This is a genomic window from Levilactobacillus koreensis JCM 16448, from assembly GCF_001435525.1.
Lineage (GTDB): Bacteria > Bacillota > Bacilli > Lactobacillales > Lactobacillaceae > Levilactobacillus > Levilactobacillus koreensis.
Window position 1 is genome coordinate 1 of the sequence record NZ_AZDP01000122.1, and the last position, 17,203, is coordinate 17,203.

13 protein-coding genes are annotated in these 17,203 nt (G+C 47.3%); 9 read left to right on the forward strand and 4 right to left on the reverse strand.

Annotated features, from left to right (window positions below; genetic code table 11):
* Positions 1 to 128 precede the first annotated feature (128 nt).
* Positions 129 to 1,490: an MFS transporter gene (locus FC99_RS12485; RefSeq protein ID WP_048734358.1), complete on the forward strand. Its 1,362-nt coding sequence runs from the start codon at positions 129 to 131 to the stop codon at positions 1,488 to 1,490.
* 52 nt (positions 1,491 to 1,542) lie between these two features.
* Positions 1,543 to 3,597 carry a glycoside hydrolase family 31 protein gene (locus FC99_RS12490; protein ID WP_048734368.1) on the forward strand — a complete coding sequence of 685 codons (2,055 nt, stop codon included), beginning with the start codon at positions 1,543 to 1,545 and terminating at the stop codon, positions 3,595 to 3,597.
* A gap of 129 nt (positions 3,598 to 3,726) precedes the next feature.
* Here FC99_RS12490 and FC99_RS12495 read toward each other — a convergent pair whose 3' ends face one another.
* The 3 genes from FC99_RS12495 to add all read right to left on the reverse strand — a co-directional run bounded on the left by FC99_RS12495 (position 3,727) and on the right by add (position 6,747).
* Complete coding sequence (locus FC99_RS12495) at positions 3,727 to 4,581, reverse strand: polysaccharide deacetylase family protein (RefSeq protein WP_048734370.1); 855 nt, start codon at positions 4,579 to 4,581, stop codon at positions 3,727 to 3,729.
* Positions 4,582 to 4,635: 54 nt separating this feature from the next.
* The gene (locus FC99_RS12500; RefSeq protein WP_048734372.1) at positions 4,636 to 5,463 is read right to left on the reverse strand and encodes a site-specific integrase; all 828 of its coding nucleotides are present in this window, start codon (positions 5,461 to 5,463) and stop codon (positions 4,636 to 4,638) included.
* A gap of 246 nt (positions 5,464 to 5,709) precedes the next feature.
* Positions 5,710 to 6,747, reverse strand: a complete 1,038-nt coding sequence (gene add, locus FC99_RS12505) for an adenosine deaminase (RefSeq protein ID WP_048734374.1) — start codon at positions 6,745 to 6,747, stop codon at positions 5,710 to 5,712.
* Positions 6,748 to 7,368: 621 nt separating this feature from the next.
* On the opposite strand from add, the gene FC99_RS12510 reads away from it, so the two are divergent.
* On the forward strand, positions 7,369 to 9,309 hold the full coding sequence (locus FC99_RS12510) for an acyltransferase family protein (RefSeq protein WP_048734377.1): 1,941 nt from the start codon (positions 7,369 to 7,371) through the stop codon (positions 9,307 to 9,309).
* Here FC99_RS12510 and FC99_RS14380 read toward each other — a convergent pair.
* The gene (locus tag FC99_RS14380; RefSeq protein WP_268872120.1) at positions 9,306 to 9,434 is read right to left on the reverse strand and encodes a hypothetical protein; all 129 of its coding nucleotides are present in this window, start codon (positions 9,432 to 9,434) and stop codon (positions 9,306 to 9,308) included. The genes FC99_RS12510 and FC99_RS14380 overlap by 4 nt on opposite strands.
* Before the next feature lie 169 nt (positions 9,435 to 9,603).
* Between FC99_RS14380 and FC99_RS12515 the strand changes: the two genes are divergently transcribed.
* From FC99_RS12515 to FC99_RS12540, 6 genes are all read left to right on the forward strand, one after another.
* Positions 9,604 to 10,530: a hypothetical protein gene (locus tag FC99_RS12515; RefSeq protein ID WP_056986572.1), complete on the forward strand. Its 927-nt coding sequence runs from the start codon at positions 9,604 to 9,606 to the stop codon at positions 10,528 to 10,530.
* 221 nt (positions 10,531 to 10,751) lie between these two features.
* Positions 10,752 to 11,030, forward strand: coding sequence for a type II toxin-antitoxin system RelB/DinJ family antitoxin (locus FC99_RS12520; protein WP_048734379.1), 279 nt, complete (start codon positions 10,752 to 10,754; stop codon positions 11,028 to 11,030).
* Positions 11,031 to 11,288 (forward strand): Txe/YoeB family addiction module toxin, encoded by a 258-nt coding sequence (locus FC99_RS12525; RefSeq protein ID WP_048734380.1) that lies wholly within the window; start codon positions 11,031 to 11,033, stop codon positions 11,286 to 11,288. It begins immediately after the preceding gene.
* 795 nt (positions 11,289 to 12,083) lie between these two features.
* Positions 12,084 to 13,304, forward strand: coding sequence for an RNA-guided endonuclease TnpB family protein (locus FC99_RS12530; protein WP_048734383.1), 1,221 nt, complete (start codon positions 12,084 to 12,086; stop codon positions 13,302 to 13,304).
* A gap of 315 nt (positions 13,305 to 13,619) precedes the next feature.
* Entirely contained in the window at positions 13,620 to 15,314 is a 1,695-nt protein-coding gene (locus FC99_RS12535; protein ID WP_048734386.1) for an oleate hydratase, read from the forward strand.
* A gap of 266 nt (positions 15,315 to 15,580) precedes the next feature.
* On the forward strand, positions 15,581 to 17,167 hold the full coding sequence (locus FC99_RS12540; RefSeq protein WP_048734389.1) for an ATP-binding cassette domain-containing protein: 1,587 nt from the start codon (positions 15,581 to 15,583) through the stop codon (positions 17,165 to 17,167).
* Positions 17,168 to 17,203: the final 36 nt, after the last annotated feature.

The following is a 17,203-nucleotide window of genomic DNA, read 5'->3' on the forward strand; positions in this document are numbered from 1 at the left end:
CTCGATTCGGACCTACCTATTTTGGTAAGAAATCTTGTTAATGAATAATCCGGGTATACTAATGCTGTTGTAAGCGCTTGCGACGAGTTTCACGAAGTGTCGAACTAAAATTAAAGGATTTGATAGACATGGAAAATGTTGAATCTTCATCGCAAAAGCTGAGTTGGCGGGAGCGAATTAGCTATGCCTCTTTAGATTTTTCGGGGCAGTTAATTTTTAATGTCATTTCAGCATACTTGCTATACTTTTTTACTGATGTTGCTGAAATTCCAGTTGCTACAGCAGGGGTAATTCTACTTATAGCACGGGTTTTTGATGGGGTTGATGCGCCAATATGGGGATCATTGATAGACATTACCCATTCTAAGTACGGTCGTGCGCGGCCATATTTTCTATGGATGGCTACACCATTTGCTGTGATGGGTGTTCTGACGTTCTGGGCACCACAAATTCCTATGAAGCAACGCATTATTTACTGTGCGATTACATATATTATTACTGGGATTTCCTACACAGGAATCAACACACCATTGACGACGGTACTTCCGCTATTGACACCAGATCCACAGGAACGGTTGACATTAAATTCGATTCGTCTTGCAGGATCTAATTTAGGGGTATTGTTAACAAATGTTTTGACACTTCCCCTAATTGCGTTACTAGGTGGTGGTAATGATGTTGTTGGTTTCCGTTGGACGATGATTATTTTCGCTTCTATTTTTTGGATTTTAACAATTTTTGCCTTTTCAAATATTAGGGAACGGGTAAAGCCCACTCAATCACGGGTACCGATTAAGATGAGCGTGAAAGCCATTAGGGGAAATTGGCCATGGATTATTATCGTGTTGAGCAATCTGATTTTTTGGGTAGCGCTGACGATTCGATCGTCCACTATTGTTTATTACCTGACATATAATTACGGTGACAAGAGCTTAGTTCCACTGGTTAATGGAATTTCCTTTGTACAAGTTGCTGCTGTACTTTTCATTCCGGTATTCAGCAAACGTTTCATGCAACAACACATTTGGTTGGTGGGCCTTATGCTCGGTGTCCTAGGCCAAGCTGTTATTTGGTTAGGAGGAAAATCACTGACCATCATTATTATTGGTTGGATCATTGGTAACATTGGAAGCGGGGTTGCTGTTTCCTTACCATTTGCACTTCTTGGCTCGGCTGTAGATTATGGAGAATGGAAATCAGGTATCAATGCAGCTGGCTTATTGACGGCGATTGGTAGTTCGTTCTGTATTAAAATTGGAAGCGGTATTGGTGGTGCATTGCCGGCTTGGATTATGAGTATGTTTGGATACGTTGCTAATCGTACGCAGACGGCGCATAGCCTCTTCGGCATCTCATTAGCATTTAACGGGATGACTATAGTGATGTTTTTGCTAGCCATGGTTCCCCTAGTCTTCTATGGGAAGTATGAAAAGATGCAGCGCCGTATTACGGCTGATCTTAAACAGCAAAGAGCGCAAGATGCTGCTTGAAATCGGTAGGACTTTAATGATAACTGTGACTATATAAAAGGAGGATGGCCTAATGCTTTATCAAAAAGATAATTGTTTAGTGATTCAAAAAAATAGTGAGACTATGCAAATTAAGGCTTGGGGGAAGAATAGTTTAAGAGTTAGAAGTACCAAGTATGGTGATTTCACGGAACGTTGTAATGCGTTGACTATGCCAATCAATTCAAAAACAGTACCAACAATCAAGATTAACGACAACAGCACAGCTGGAACTATCACGAATGGTGATGTAACAGCACAGTATGATGCCTATGGTAATTTGACCTTTATGAATGCGGCGGGTAAGGTTTTACTTCAAGGATATCAGCGGACGCGGGTTACCGCCATGGATCCGGGCCTGGATGAATACAAAATCAATCACTTTAACAGTGCCCTTGATTTAGATTGGCATGAGTTTAAGGGACAAACTGGCGGTGATTTTGAACTTCGTGTCCGGTTCGAATCTAAGCGTGACGAAAAGATTTTTGGAATGGGACAATACCAACAAGATTTTTTGAACCTGAAAAATTCTAAATTAGAATTGGCATTACGAAATTCTCAAGCAACGGTTCCATTTTACGTGTCAAATCAAGGCTATGGCTTTCTGTGGAATAATCCAGCTGTTGGTGACGTGACTTTTGCCAAGAATTTAACGGAGTGGCATGCGCGATCAACGAAGGAACTTGATTTTTGGATTACTAGTGGTGATACACCTAGTCAGATTGAAGAACAATATGCTGCTGTTGCTGGTACTGTTCCAATGATGCCAGATTATGCGATGGGATATTGGCAATGTAAGCTTCGTTACCAAACGCAGGATGAATTATTAAAAGCTGCTCGGGAGTTTAAGAAGCGTAATTTGCCAATTAGTGTTATTGTCATCGATTTCTTTCATTGGCCAAAGTCTGGTGAGTGGAAGTTTGATGAAACGTACTGGCCTGACCCGGAAGCTATGATTCAGGAACTTCATGAGATGGGGATTAAGTTGATGGTCTCCGTCTGGCCAACAGTAGATGAGACTAGTTCGCACTACAAAGAAATGATAGACAAAGGTTACTTGGTTCAAACAGAACGTGGTGTTCCAATTACTATGAACTTTTTAGGGAACAACGGATTTGTTGACTTCACTAATGCCGATGCGCAAAATTACGTTTGGAAGCTCTTAAAGAAGAATTATTACGATAAGGGTGTTGACCTCTTCTGGTTAGATGAAGCGGAGCCTGAATATTCTATTTATGACTATGATAATTACCGGTATCAGAGTGGATCAGTCCTTCAGGTTGGAAATCAATATCCTGTAGGCTACTCCAAGGCAGTTTATGATGGAATGATAGCAGAAGGACATAAAAACGTCATCAACCTAGTTCGAAGTGCTTGGGCCGGAAGTCAGCGTTATGGTGCATTGGTTTGGTCTGGAGATATTGACTCCAGTTTTCAAGCCTTACGTAATCAGCTTTGTATTGGGCTAAACATGGGGATTGCAGGAATTCCGTGGTGGACAACTGACATTGGCGGGTTTACCGGTGGTAATGATAACGATCCGGCATTCCGTGAACTAGTTACCCGATGGTTCCAGTTTGGAACTTTCTGCCCAGTTATGCGGATGCATGGCGATCGTGAGCCACATGATGAACCGTTAGGCACAGTTGGCGGCGGCAAGATGCCAACTGGGGCACCAACAGAGCCATGGTCGTATGGTGATCAAGCATATGTTATTATGCAGAAATATATGCATTTACGGACAAACTTGAAGGATTATATTACAACTCAAATGAAAGCTGCTCATGAAAAAGGTACACCGGTTATTCGACCTTTATTCTACAATTTTAGTCAGGACCAAGTGGCTTGGGATGTGGAAGATGAGTACTTATTTGGTTCAGACATTTTGGTTGCGCCAGTTCTTTATGAAAAGGAAACAGAGCGCCAGGTCTATTTACCAACTGGTACGAATTGGGTTGATGTCTACACAGGAAAGAAGACCCAAGGTGGTAGTACTGTTACAGTAAACACGCCAATTGATCAGATTCCAGTTTTTGTCAGGGATAGTGCTTATGCAGCTCTTAAACCAGCATTCATGACAATTCAGTAAGTAATCGCTACAAAAATAGATTGCCAGTTTAAATTAAAAGCATCTCAGATTGTTGATAGTCTGAGATGCTTTTGATTTTTTAGACAACCTGCCAATGAAAGGGGAAGCTGAGATTGAGCTCAAGTTATTCTAGCTATTCTTAACAGCAACCAAACTAGCAAATGCCGCCAGACTCATTCCCGGTGCAATTCGCAACCGTTCCAGACTGTAGCGGCCTTGACTCAGCTGGGCAACGCCTTCACGTGTTGTCAGCGCTAGCGTGTAGCCGGTTTGTTTCGCTAATCGACGGGTCGTGGCGTTGTTGCGGCCGGCCGGATAACATAGTAGGCGCGTGTCCTGGTCAAATTTTGTGTCCAACCAAGTCTTGGAAGTGACCAGTTCCGCGCGTTGTTGCTTCGCGGAGAGAGTCGTCAGGTCGAGGTGATTGGTCGTGTGACTGGCAAAGTCCACGCGCCCGGTATCGCGCATTCGGCGCATCGCGGACAGTGACAGGTGATTACGTTTAGTAGTAAAGCCCGTAATGGCGTTGATGGTCACGTGTTGGTGATTTCGCCGAAGCACCGGTAAAATTTTCAAGTTGTCCCGGTAGGCATCGTCCAGTGTGACCCAGACGACCTTCTTTTGCGGCACCGTGTTCGTCGTCAGCGCACGAATGGCTTCGGCCGTGGTCAGGGTCCGGTAGTGGTGATGTTTTAAGTAAGTCATCTCCCGGTCAAATTGCTGCAAGGGCACACGGAGCTGATTGCCGGTCGAGATGCTATGATACATCAGGATTGGGAGCTTCAACGGGTGCTTGAGTTTGGTCCACGGCTTTTCGGCGAGTGTGGTCGTTGCGGAGCCGTGCTGGCTGCTCTGCGCGACATGGTTGGTCGTTGCTGGGGCGGTTTGCACGCGGCTGGGCCGACTTTGTGTCCACACCACCGCGCCCGTGATCAGTGCGATGAGCAACAGACAGCCTCCCCAAAGCCGCCATTTTTTGAACATGATGATCCCCCCAATAGATGATTTTCACCTATTAGTATAGGGGATTAAGTGGATTTAGTCCGCCCGTTGCGCTAATCGCCGGTAATAATCGATGGAATCTGGTTCCAGGTGAAGGGTCGCAATGACCTCTCTGTCGGTCTTTTGCGGGTGTCGGCGGAGATAGTTAACTAAGTAACCTTGGTACAAAACAGTCGGACTCAACGCGAATGCCACGACAGCTTCATCCGGTTTTAGATATTTGTGCAGGCCGGGCAAAGTCAGGTGGGGATCGGCGGCAGACCGTTGCTTTAGGAACCAATCGCCACATTGAAACCGGTCCTGAAGCGGCGTGATAAACTGACGAAACTCAGCGAGAAACTTCTGTGCGTCCGCAGACCAATCCGTGGTGGTCAATTTGTCAGTGAAATCAGGCTTAAGGAAGACCTGTACGGGATACCCCTGCGAAATGAGCAGGAGGGTCAGCCGCGTATAGTAGTGTAGGCGCGGGTTGGCTAATAGGTCGCTTAAGTGGTCGACCCACCGGTAATTGATCGGTTGGGCGGCTTGCTTAGGCTTACTCTTCAAGTCCAGCGTGGGCAGGTAGGGCGTCCAGTTGTGAGAAAAGAGGAACTTAAAGTAAATGTTTAAGTGCGACAGAATTTTATTGTAAGTCTGATTTTGAATCTGCCGCGAGTCGACCAGCATGGCCATGTACTGTTGCACGTCGGCCGTTTGGAGCTGATTGACGCGGTGATCACGCTGATAGGTGGGGTTAAAGTTTTCGAGATATTTGAAGAAATCTTTGAGAGTGGCGGTGTATTCGTCACGCGTGGCGGCGGCCATGCTGCGGTCGGCCAACTGGCGGTTGAAGGCGTCTTGATAGGGATACTCGAGTTGGGTCATGGGGCGGCCTCCTTTCTGATTGAATAAGTATCTTCATTATAACAAACATTCCGTGGGGACCTTGAAGACACGCGCTCCTCGTGGCTTCAAAGCGAACGATAAGCCCACTCTACAGGCTGAAGTGTCCTCGCAGCGGGTGGAATCCCTGGAAGCCGTAGTGCGAAAAGATTCTAATGGGACAAAACAAAAGGACAGCCGCAAGTAACGGCTATCCCCCAAATAAAGACTAATTGTCACGCCCACAAGCTAGGCAGTCTCTTCGCTAGCAGCGTGAACTTTTTCGCGTAATTTCGCTTTAGTCGCCTCATCAATAAAGGCACCGTCGATGGCATTTAACGTCAGCTGTTCCATCAGCGACCAGTTCAGATCGAACTTTTCGTGCAGCGTCACGAATTCATCGGTTAGGGTCACGTGGGACACGGTGCGGTCGTCGGTGTTGATGGTCACCTTTAGGCCGGCACTGAGAAATTCGGCCAGCGGAAAGTTTTCGTAGCCGTCCACGGCCTTGGTCTGCACATTACTGGTGGGGCACATTTCGATGGTGGTGCCAGCGCGCTTGGCCTGTTGAATGGTGGCCGGGAAACCGCTCATGTGGACCCCGTGACCGATTCGTTTGGCACCCATGGTCAGTGAGACGGCCACGTTGTCGACGGGACCGGCTTCACCGGCGTGGAGAGTGAACGGTAACCCGGTGGCGAGACCTGCCTTGATCGCCTCAGATAATTCAAGAGCGGGGTGGTTGAACTCGTCGCCAGCAAAGTCTAAGCCCACGACGCCTTGGTCCGTAAACTCTGCGGCCGTCTGGAAGACCTCGATGCACTCATCTACCGGACGGTCACGCATGGCGCAGACGATGGCGTTGACGGGGATGCCGAAGTGCTTGGTTCCCTCGTGCAGGCCCTCCAGCGTGGCGGCCAAGGCTTCCTTGATCGACAGGCCCTTTTCGGTAAAAATCGCTGGGGCAAAGCGGGTTTCTAAGTAAATGATACCGTCCTCTGCGGCGGTTTGGACCATGTCATAACCGGCGATGCGTAATTGTTCCGGCGTTTGCATCAGGTCGGTCACCACTTGGAATCGTTTTAAGTAATCAATTAGGCTGACGGTGTCGAGCGGGGCCGTGACCAGCTGGCGCAAGTCGGCGTCATCGGCCGGCAATGTCGCACCAGTGACGGCCGCCATTTTGCGTAGGGCGGCCAGTGAGATGGACCCATCCAAGTGACAGTGTAATTCAACCTTGGGATATTGACGAACTGCGGTTTCGGTAAAAGGTTTAACTTGGGACATTGCTGAACTCCTCCTTCACTAACTTCCTTACAGTATACCATGAAAGCGCTTACTGTCTTCTCTTAAAATGCTAAATTAACCAACTGGATTCGCTGAAATTGCGGCTGGCAGTTGACAGGTATTTGCTAAAGGTAGCCGCCAAGTGGGGATGATTTCACACTTACCGTTTATAAATGTTAATTAAACTAATTAATCCCATGCAGCAATTCACTAAAATTAGTTGAAATCCCTTACAATACCGTTAAATTAGTCAGCGTGGATTTAACAATCTGATTGCAAATTTTACAAATGAGAAAATTAGGTGAAAAACGTTGTTTCGCGGGGCTAAACATTATATGATTAGTCTAATCATTAGGCTGTCTGGTCCAAAATTTGTGAAGGACGGATTGCCAGGGCGTTTTTCTATGCCAGGTGGATTAACATAGTGAATGTCAAGATCACTAACTATCAGTCATCTGTGATTTATTAAAAATTAACGACAACTCAGTTTGGCACTGGCCAGCTGACTTAAAAATAATGAATGTTTTATGCGCGGCATTTAAATAACTCGGCATACAACCGTTGGGGGAGTATCACCAGTTAGCACCGTTACTGGTTTTTTAAAGAGAAGGAGCAATTTATATGAATCAAACAAACACGCGGCTTACGCGAACACTGTTACGTAACCAGCGCGCGGGGAAACGGCGGTACATCAGCGGATTCGACGGAATTCGGACGTTGGCCGTTTTAGGGGTCATCATTTACCACTTGGCACCATCAACGCTGCAAGGGGGCTATCTGGGGGTTCCAATTTTCTTCGTCGTTTCTGGGTACCTGATCACCTACCTCTTGATTCAAGAGTGGGACACCAAGAATTCAATTGATGTCCTGGGATTCTATGGCCGTCGGCTTAAACGACTATATCCGGCCCTCGTCACCATGTTGCTGGGGACGACCGCCTACATTACCCTGTTCCAGCGCGATTTACTGGTCAACATCCGGTCGACGGTAATGACCAACCTGATTTATGGCTATAATTGGTTTGAAATTAATCACGGCCAGTCATACTTTAACCGGTTCAGTGGGGAGTCGCCGTTTACCCACTTGTGGTCACTGTCGATTGAAGGTCAATTTTACTTAGTCTGGCCAGTCGTCGTCATCTTACTTCTATTATTTATTCGCAAAGGGTCACGAATCGTCGCCATTCTATTAACGGTCGCCGTTCTGTCGGCGCTGGGAATGGCCATGATGTATGACCCTGCCAACACTAACCGGGTTTACTATGGAACCGATACGCGGATGTTTGCGATTTTACTGGGTGCCAGCATGGCCTTCGTTTGGCCAGCCCATAAGTTAAATGCCAATGTGTCGCGTGCTCATCGCCTGACGTTAGATGCGGTGGGGGTTGTGTCCTTGCTACTGTTGATCCATATGTTCTTTACCATGAACGGGCAGGTAGCTAGCACGTATCGTGGCGGCATGTTCTGGTTCACCGTACTGTCTGCTGTCTTGGTCGGAACGGTGGCGCATCCGGGGAGCGATATGAACCGGATCTTAACCAACCGGGCCTTCACGTACGTCGGCAAACGCAGTTATGGGATTTACCTCTACCAATTTCCAGTCATGATTTTCTACGAGTCCCGCGTCAATATTGGCAATCATCCGCTGTTAAACTCGCTGGTGGAAGTGGCCTTGATCATGTTGGTCACGGAAGCCAGTTACCGCTGGATCGAAAATCCAATGCGGCACTACCACTACGGTCAATTGACCAACGACGTGATGCGTTACTTGCATCAACCGCGGGCCCATCGACTGGCGAATACCCTGGGCGTCGTTGCGGCACTGTTATTTGGTTTAACGGCCGTGGGTTTTGTTCAACAACCAGCCGCCGCCAAACCAACGGCCTTACAAAAGACGATCACGGCCCGCTCGGCTGCGACAAAGAAGAAAAATGAGGCCGCCGTTAAGAAGCAAAAGGCCTTAGCCAAGGCAGCCTCACAGAAAAAGAAGCACGATAAGGCGGTGGCCTTTTCAAAGATGTCGAAGGCGGACCAGAAGACGGCAAAGTTCTACTTCTTGACCGCCGATGAGTTGCAGTCTAGTAAGCAAACGGCGTTGACGGCCATCGGGGATTCCGTGTTACTGGATGATTCCGGTGACTTGCAGGATGTCTTCCCCGGGGCCATCGTCAATGGCGCCGTTGGTCGGCAAGCGGCGGACGTGCCCGGTATTATTTCTAGCATGGCCCAACGTGGTCAGCTGGCGAAAAATGTCCTGATCAACATTGGGACCAATGGGTACATCACGCCGGCTCAATCTGATCAGATCATTCACGCTATCGGCGCGGACCACCAGATCTTTTGGGTCACAGCCCACGTGCCAACGCGTGAATGGCAAAATTCCGTCAACAATCGGATTCAAAAGACGGCGGACAAGTACAAGAACGTTCACGTGATCGACTGGTACACGACGGCGAAGGACCATTCGAGCTGGTTTGTGGACGATCACGTTCACCCGAACAATAAGGGAAATCAGTACTTTACGTCACTGATTGCGAAGACCATTGCGAAGGTCAATAGCTAGCTTGGGGTGTCCGCTTTACCAACGTTAGCGAATAGGTTGCCAACGCGTCGACAATATAACAAAACGATTTCAAAAGTCGTGTAACCCTTGATATTGCTGGGTTCACGACTTTTTTGTTTCTTCACTAATAAGGCCCCTTAATGTAAGTTGGCTGAATTTACACTTAAACCGAATTTATTTCCGTAAAACGGGTCAATCCAGGGGGTATTGACTAGCTAAAAAAAAACGGCGTGGTATTATGACAATGAATTCAAGATGAATTCAAGCAACACATTCTACTGGGGGGTAATTGTTATGATGAAAAAAGTTGCAATGATCGCGGCTGCAGCAGCTATGGTATTACCATTGGGTTTAGGGGCTATTGCTCCCGCTAATACCGGAGTTACTGCATTCGCGGCCACCAAGGCAGCTGCTAAAAAGACCACTTACACGTTGGTCAGCAGCAAGGCTGTCAAAAAGGCGGCTTACCACGTTAAGAGTGGCAAACCAGAACTGTTTAGCGCAATGTTTGCGGCAGACAAGTCAATGGTCAGCTTAACCAAGAAGGGGACGTTAGCTGGCGAAAAGACTTACTACGCAACTAAGAAGATCGTGGTTAAAACCAAGGCAACCAAGACGGCTAAGGCTAAGAATGAAACGTTAGTCTTGGTTAAGAACGGGAAGACTTCCGGCTGGGTTAAATTATCCAAGTTAACCGCCGGCAAGTTTATGGCCGCTGATGGTAAGAAGGTCGCTGTTAAGGCGGCCGACGTTGCCAAGGCAGGTACCAAGGTTACCGCGGCCGCTAAGAAAGCAACTGCTAAGAAGGTCACTGCCAAGAAGACGGTTGCTAAAAAAGCAGTTGCTAAGAAGACTGTAGCCAAGACGGCCGTTGCTAAGAAGGCAACTCCTAAGAAGACTACCGCTAAGAAAGCGACGACCAAGAAGGCAACGGCTAAGAAAGTTGCTGCTAAGGGCACGACCTTTACTTTAGCGAAGTCCGTTAAGATCAAGAAGACTGCTTTCCACTTCAAGGGCACGAAGCCAGCTTACTTCACCGGCAAATTTGCCGCTGACCAACCAAAGGTGACGTTGACTAAGAAGGGCACTTTGGCTGCTGGTAAGACTTACTACGCAACCAAGAAGATCACGGTTAAGCAAGGTAAGAAGAACGTGCAATACCTCTTCGTTACCAACAAAGGCTGGGTTCTGGCATCAAAATTAGTTGCCGGCAAGTTCTAGGCAATTAGTTCGAGACGAATACTCTTCCAGATTGAGCGAGCTACTTCGGTGGCCCGCTTTTTGTTGGGGATGGAAGACTGAAAGTTATGGTGCGTGCTTCGGTTGCGTCCTTTTTTCCAGCCGAGAATTTTGGATGATATTTAGCTGATTTATGGAAGATATAAGTCCAATTAGCATACAACAGATGTGTTTCGTGTTATTATATCTGCGAGGTGAGAGTAATGTTAGAAGCTGAGAAAAAGAAGGTTTCAATTTCTGTCAAAACCAGTCAAGCGGATAAGAAAAAAGCCGCAGAAATATTTGACGGTTTAGGTCTTAACCTTTCCACTGCAATTAATATCTTTATTAAAAAGAGTATTGCGGAAGGTGGCTTGCCATTTGAGGTTAAAGATCCGTTTTATAGTGAAGCTAACCAGGCGGAACTTAATCGGCGTTTCAAAAAGGTGGCCAATAATGAGAACATCCAGTATCATCAGCTTTTAGATGATGGTAAGCAATAAATGGTGGCAATCGAATTCTTAGAGGAAGCTTGGGCCGAGTATGTCTTCTGGCAAGGCGAAGATCGTAAAACATTAAAGCGTATCAATAATCTTATTAAGTCGATTCAACGAGATGGCTTAGAATTGGGGCTTGGAAAGCCAGAGCGGCTGAAATATCAAGATGGTTGGTCAAGAAGAATAGACAGTAAGAATAGATTGGTATATACCTTCAAAGAGGATCATTTGATTATTGTAGCCTGCAGAAATCATTACAAGTAAAGCATACTCAAGATATTATGGGCCCGCAGCGGGTAATAGCTAAGGAGTTAGACGCTAAACGTTTTTTAGCCAAACTTGCTATAAAAGTATTTATAACCCGTTTAATGTGCTATTGATTGCCATGAATGCTACAATGAAACCAATAAAAAAAGGCCGTCGCATAACGAGCTGCGGCCACCTTCTCTGGCTTCGGTTGCAAACACGGTAGCCAGTGACAGTCAACTGAGATAGCCTTCCTAAACCACTGCTAAAATGTTAAAGGAAGGTTATTTTTTTTGCTTATGATCGCGTTGGTCTTTGTAGATAGCGTATATCAGCGCAAACACTGATACGGCCACCCAACACCAAGTTGCCAAGGCTGAAAATCCCATTGGTTGGATTTAGTCAAACACCCATCCCCTTAAGAAAAAAACAGCCACCGTTCCGCAACGTCTACAAGAACCAGCATACCAGAGTGACTGCGGAAACTTGGTCTGGACCACTTACAAATTTGGTAATACAGAGTGGGTGAGGTTTGGAGAAGGACTATGGAGAGTCAATCAGTTATTTGATAATGGTCAGAGTAGAACAGAATCAATCCGGAAGCCAGCTGTGGAGTCATATTACGGCTGGTTTTTGTAGTTTACCTAGCGGAGCGGAATAGCCATAAATAGGTTCTTAAGTAGTTTATTAAAAGCTAAGCAGAAAACTTGCGATTTTAATCGCGGGATGAATGCCAGAATGTTTTTCAAAACATACGTTCCCCTTGAAGACTGAATATGGTATACTTAATCCAATCTACAGGGGAGGTATCCATTGACTAAATTAGGGCGAACAATCAAGATGAGACTCTATCCGGACGCTAATCAAGCAGAACAATTTCTAGCGATGAGCCAGGAATATCAACGATTAGCCAATGTAGTCAGTCAATGGATTTTTGATCATTCATTTCAGTTAAGCTGGTTAAAAATCAATCACCAGATGTACAAACAATTCAGGCAGGAATCACCGCTCAATAGCCAGATGATTCAGTCGGTTTTTCGGACGGTTGTGGCTCGCTATAAGACTGTTCGAGAACAAATGAAGCAACATCCTTATCGCTACAAGAATGAAGAAAATAAGTGGATTCAGATTCCAAAGGATTTGACCTGGTTGGTGCAACCCATTCAGTTTCACCGACCACAAGCAGATCTGGTTCGCCAGAGTAATTATTCCTTCGTAAGTGAGATGCAACAGATCTCAATAACCACTCTAGGTAAGCGGACTAAGTTAGGATTCACCAACAAAGGATTTGAAAAGTACTTTGCCGAGGACTGGAAGCTAGGAACTGCCAAGTTGGTCCGCAATCGAGGCAAGTGGTTTCTACACATCGGCATCACCAAAGAAGTTAGCGATTTTAATTCCAAAGACGATCCTCAAATTGTAGGGATTGATCGCGGATTACGTTTCCTAGCAACTACCATTGATAGTAAAGGAAAAACGCTATTTTTTGACGGGAAAAAGATCCTGCATAAGCGAAAGAAGTTTCTGGAAATTCGTCGACAGCTACAAAGCAAAGGGTCCAAATCTGCCAAGAGAAAATTGAAGCGACTGGCTCAACGAGAGAACCGCTGGATGACCGATATAAATCATCGGCTAGCTAAGACACTCGTTACGACATATGGGTCGCATACGCTTTTTGTTTTGGAAGACTTAACCAACGTGACATTTAACACAGATGATTTACCTAAGTCCTTGCGTAATAGCCATCGTTCTTGGTCTTTCTTCCAGCTAGAATCTTTCTTAACGTATAAGGCTCAGGCCATTCAAAGTAATGTCGTGAAGGTGGATCCAGCATTCACCTCGCAACGCTGTCCAAAGTGCGGTCTAGTTGAGAAGACTAATCGTCACCATGAAACGCACGAATATCGGTGTAAACAATGCCAATATCGGTGTAATGATGATCGATTAGGGGCAATGAATATTGAGATGCTTGGGCAAGACTGGTTGAATGGTGTCAAACACCCAAAGATTAAAAAGCTAACAACTGCTGGGTAAACCTGGCAGTTAAACGGGTAGCCGTCAATTACCCGATGATGTTGCCACTACGAGTAGGAGTGCCTAATGGGCATGTTGGACTACTGTGTTGCCAGACACGTGAGCGACAAGCCGCTGAATTTATTCAGGGGCAATTGACAATATTTCAGACCACGTGTAAACGGAACACGACCTGTTGTAATGGCCGTCAGATTAAGGTTTCTTAGCGTTTCTTAGAACTTGATAAGGTCTAAAAGTAAACGCTTTACAATGCATGACAAAGCAAGCATAATGGAGACGTAAAAGGCACAAAGAATCTACGGAGGTGTTTTTGATATGGTTAAAACAAAAGCAGTAATGATCGGTGCTGGTCTGGGGAACATGGCCGCAGCGGTTTACCTGATTCAAGAAGCCCACTGGCGCGGTGAACAGATTACGTTCTACGGTGCTGACATGCACGGTGCTAATGATGGTGGCGAAACCAGTGAATTCGGCGACGAGTACTGGAACAAGAACCACCCCTTAGACAACCAAACAGGTTACGTTGCCCGTGGTGGGCGGATGCTGAACTACCGGACATACGTTGACTTGATGGACTTACTTGACCGGATTCCTTCCGTTACTGAAGAGGGCATGACGGCGGCCGAAGATACCCATGATTTTGACGCGCATCACCGGACCTACGACAAGGCACGGTTGTTGCAAGGCGGCAAGGGCATCATCGACGGTGGTAAGCTGGGCCTCAACAATAAAGACCGGGTCTTACTCTCCAAGTTAGTTCTGATGCCTGATGAAGAAGAAACGAAGCTCGATAACATCACGATTGCCGAATACTTCAAGGACGACCCCCACATGTTCCAAACGAATTTCTGGTACATGTGGGAAACGACTTTTGCCTTCCGCATTGAAAGTTCCGTCCAAGAACTACGGCGTTACATGCACCAAATGATTTATGAATTTACGCAAATTGAACATTTAGTTGGGGTCAACCGGACTCGTTACAACCAGTTTGAGAGTATCATGCTCCCATTGATCACTTACTTAAAGAATCAAGGGGTCACCTTCCTCGACAATCGGATCGTGACGGATTGGGAGTTTGCCGACAGCTCACTACAAGACGAAATTACCGTTACCGGCTTGCACGTGAAAAACTTGGAGACTGAGAGCGAAGAGTTAGTGGACATCGACGACGATACCGCGGTTATCTTTACCAACGGGTCGATTACCGACTCCGCCACAATGGGTGATTACAACACGCCAGCCAGAGAAAACATGGAATACGGGATCAGTGCCGCTCTGTGGAAGAAGGCTACGGAACGCTTCTACAACTTGGGGACGCCGGATAAGTTCTTTAACGACCGGAAGAATTCCGAATGGGTCAGCTTCACCTTGACCACGAAGAACCACCTGCTGTTAAATGAAATCACGCGGACCACCACGCAGGTTCCCGGGAACGCGTTGAATTCCTTCCTGTCCACGACGCCAATTACGCCGTTGGGTCAAAAGGACGTTAACATGTCGATCGTGGTTCACCACCAACCTCACTTTACGACCCAGAAGCCTAATGAATCCGTTATCTGGGGCTACTTCCTGTACCCACGGCGGACCGGTGAGTTCGTCCACAAGCAGTACATCAAGATGACTGGTAAGGAAATGGCTCAGGAATTGATTGGGCAACTGTCCAAGGTCGATCCAGGTCCTAACAATATTAAGGACAAGGAACCGGAAATTCTGGACAGCATCATCAACAACATTCCAGTCTACATGCCATACGCTTCTGCTCTGTTCAACAACCGGGCAAAGTCCGACCGGCCAGAAGTTATTCCAGCACATTCCACCAACTTAGCCTTCACCGGTGAATTTGCGGAACAACCTTACCAGATGATCTTCACGGAACAAAGTGCGGTGCGTTCTGGGGAAATTGCGGCTTACCACTTTACCGGCATTTCCATGGATAACTTGGTCGATACGCCACGTTACGACAAGGATCCCAAGACCTTGTTGAAGGCAACGAAGCGGATGTTTAGTTAAAAATTGAAATCTTTGGGGTAAAGAGCAGTGTGCGGATAGTCTTCCTTGCGACGCCAAGCATGTGCTGTGGGCACCTTTACCCCAAGCAAAAAAGACAGTCAGAAATGGCTGCCTTTTTGTCTGGAAAATTAAGGTGACATTGGCCGCACACCGGTGTCTGGCGTTTTGACAGCGACTGAACTTAGCCGAGTATCTGGCAGCACTTGCATGGGCGCTGATGCTAGACTAACGGCAGGCCGTTCTTCACGGCTAAAGAGGGTGTTCAGATGGCGGACGAGCGGGGGTTACGGTCATATTTGTTTTTTCGGTGGCGGCCATTGATTGGATTGAGTGGTCTGGCGCTAGGGAATACGCTGAGTAAGATTCTCCTGTCCTACGCGATGGGGTGGTTTATTAATTTGGCGATTGCGCGGCGACTGGACTGGGTACTGGGAATCGGTGGCCTTGCAATTCTGGCGTTGGGGCTGATCTACCTGTTTTCCGTGAAACTGGCCGCCACGCAATTGACGATCGTTCAAGGGATTCAGCAACGGTTGAAGCGAGATCTCTACCAGGCCTTACTGGGTCGTGACCGGCAGCAAGGTCAAGCCACCACAACACAAGTAGCATTTAATATGATTGAAAATACGGTACCGACCCTGGCGACCGATTACTTCGGCAATGCGCTGAGCCGAATCGGGTATAGTCTACAGATTATCCTGTGTTCCGCGGCCTTGCTGTGGGTCAGTGTGAAATTATTCTTCTTGTTCGTCTTGATTTCTGCCGTACCATTTTTCGTCAATCCCCTGATTCGCCGGAAGTTTGGCCGGTACAAGGTGGCCCTCAACCAACAGGTGGCGGGCCACATGAGTTTACTGAGTGGGATTCTAAATGGTGTGACGACCATCAAGGCCTTTTCCGCCACGCCGGCGTTTACTCAACAGTTGGTTCAAGCCGATGGCCAGCTAGAGCAACAACGGCGGGACTCTACGTTGTGGGATGCCCGGATTACCCAGATCTCAACGCTCCTGACGATGAGCGCACAAATCGTCTGTATGCTGGTCGCGGCGTTGTTTATCCTGAACGGCCAGATTACCATTGGCGACCTGACCGTGACTACGCAGCTACTCAATTACATTGTGCCCGCTATCAATGGGGTCAACACGGCTCATTTGAAATCGGTGGCGACGCAACCCCTTCGAGCACAGGTCCAGGCGTTTTTGACGCCAATGCCCGTGACGGCTCGGTTGCCATTTGAAAATGGGCCGATTGCCGTTCACCATCTAACGTATGGTTATACGGCGAGCCAGCCGATTTTTACCGACCTTAGTGTCCAGTTCGACATGCACCAGACGACTGCCATCATTGGGAAGAGTGGTCGCGGGAAGAGTACGCTGATGAAGATTATTGCTGGTGAGCTGGCCGGATATCAAGGCACGGTGACAATCGGTGGAGTTGATATAGCGGCGATTGTGCCGGCGGACCTTTATCGTCACGTTGTTTATGTGAACCAGTCGCCGGTAATCTTTAAAGGGACGGTAGAGCAAAATGTAACACTGTTCGGTACCATTCGGAGTTCAGCTGTCACCGATATTCTACGGCAATTGGGGTTGCTGGAGATGCGGCAACGTTTTGTGACGGCGGGGGATGCCCAGCTGTCCGGCGGCGAGCGCCAGCGCATCTCATTAGCGCGAGCACTGTTAGTCGCGGCACCAATCCTAATCATCGACGAACCTGATAGTGGTCAGGATCCAGAGACAGCGGCAATTATTCAGCGCCTAATCTTTAGCCTGCAGAATCAGACCGTACTGGTCGTGACGCACAATTGGGATGCGGCTTATTTAGGGCGGTTTGACCGGGTCGTGAAATTGTAGAGGATGTAGGTCAAATCATTACGGCTAAGTGCCAAC

Excerpts from the sequence above, each read along its gene's own strand:
- FC99_RS12485 (WP_048734358.1), top strand. The coding sequence starts at position 129 with ATGGAAAATGTTGAATCTTCATCGCAAAAGCTGAGTTGGCGGGAGCGA.
- FC99_RS12490 (WP_048734368.1), top strand. The coding sequence starts at position 1,543 with ATGCTTTATCAAAAAGATAATTGTTTAGTGATTCAAAAAAATAGTGAG.
- FC99_RS12495 (WP_048734370.1), bottom strand. The coding sequence starts at position 4,581 with ATGTTCAAAAAATGGCGGCTTTGGGGAGGCTGTCTGTTGCTCATCGCA.
- FC99_RS12500 (WP_048734372.1), bottom strand. The coding sequence starts at position 5,463 with ATGACCCAACTCGAGTATCCCTATCAAGACGCCTTCAACCGCCAGTTG.
- add (WP_048734374.1), bottom strand. The coding sequence starts at position 6,747 with ATGTCCCAAGTTAAACCTTTTACCGAAACCGCAGTTCGTCAATATCCC.
- FC99_RS12510 (WP_048734377.1), top strand. The coding sequence starts at position 7,369 with ATGAATCAAACAAACACGCGGCTTACGCGAACACTGTTACGTAACCAG.
- FC99_RS12515 (WP_056986572.1), top strand. The coding sequence starts at position 9,604 with ATGATGAAAAAAGTTGCAATGATCGCGGCTGCAGCAGCTATGGTATTA.
- FC99_RS12520 (WP_048734379.1), top strand. The coding sequence starts at position 10,752 with ATGTTAGAAGCTGAGAAAAAGAAGGTTTCAATTTCTGTCAAAACCAGT.
- FC99_RS12525 (WP_048734380.1), top strand. The coding sequence starts at position 11,031 with ATGGTGGCAATCGAATTCTTAGAGGAAGCTTGGGCCGAGTATGTCTTC.
- FC99_RS12535 (WP_048734386.1), top strand. The coding sequence starts at position 13,620 with ATGGTTAAAACAAAAGCAGTAATGATCGGTGCTGGTCTGGGGAACATG.
- FC99_RS12540 (WP_048734389.1), top strand. The coding sequence starts at position 15,581 with ATGGCGGACGAGCGGGGGTTACGGTCATATTTGTTTTTTCGGTGGCGG.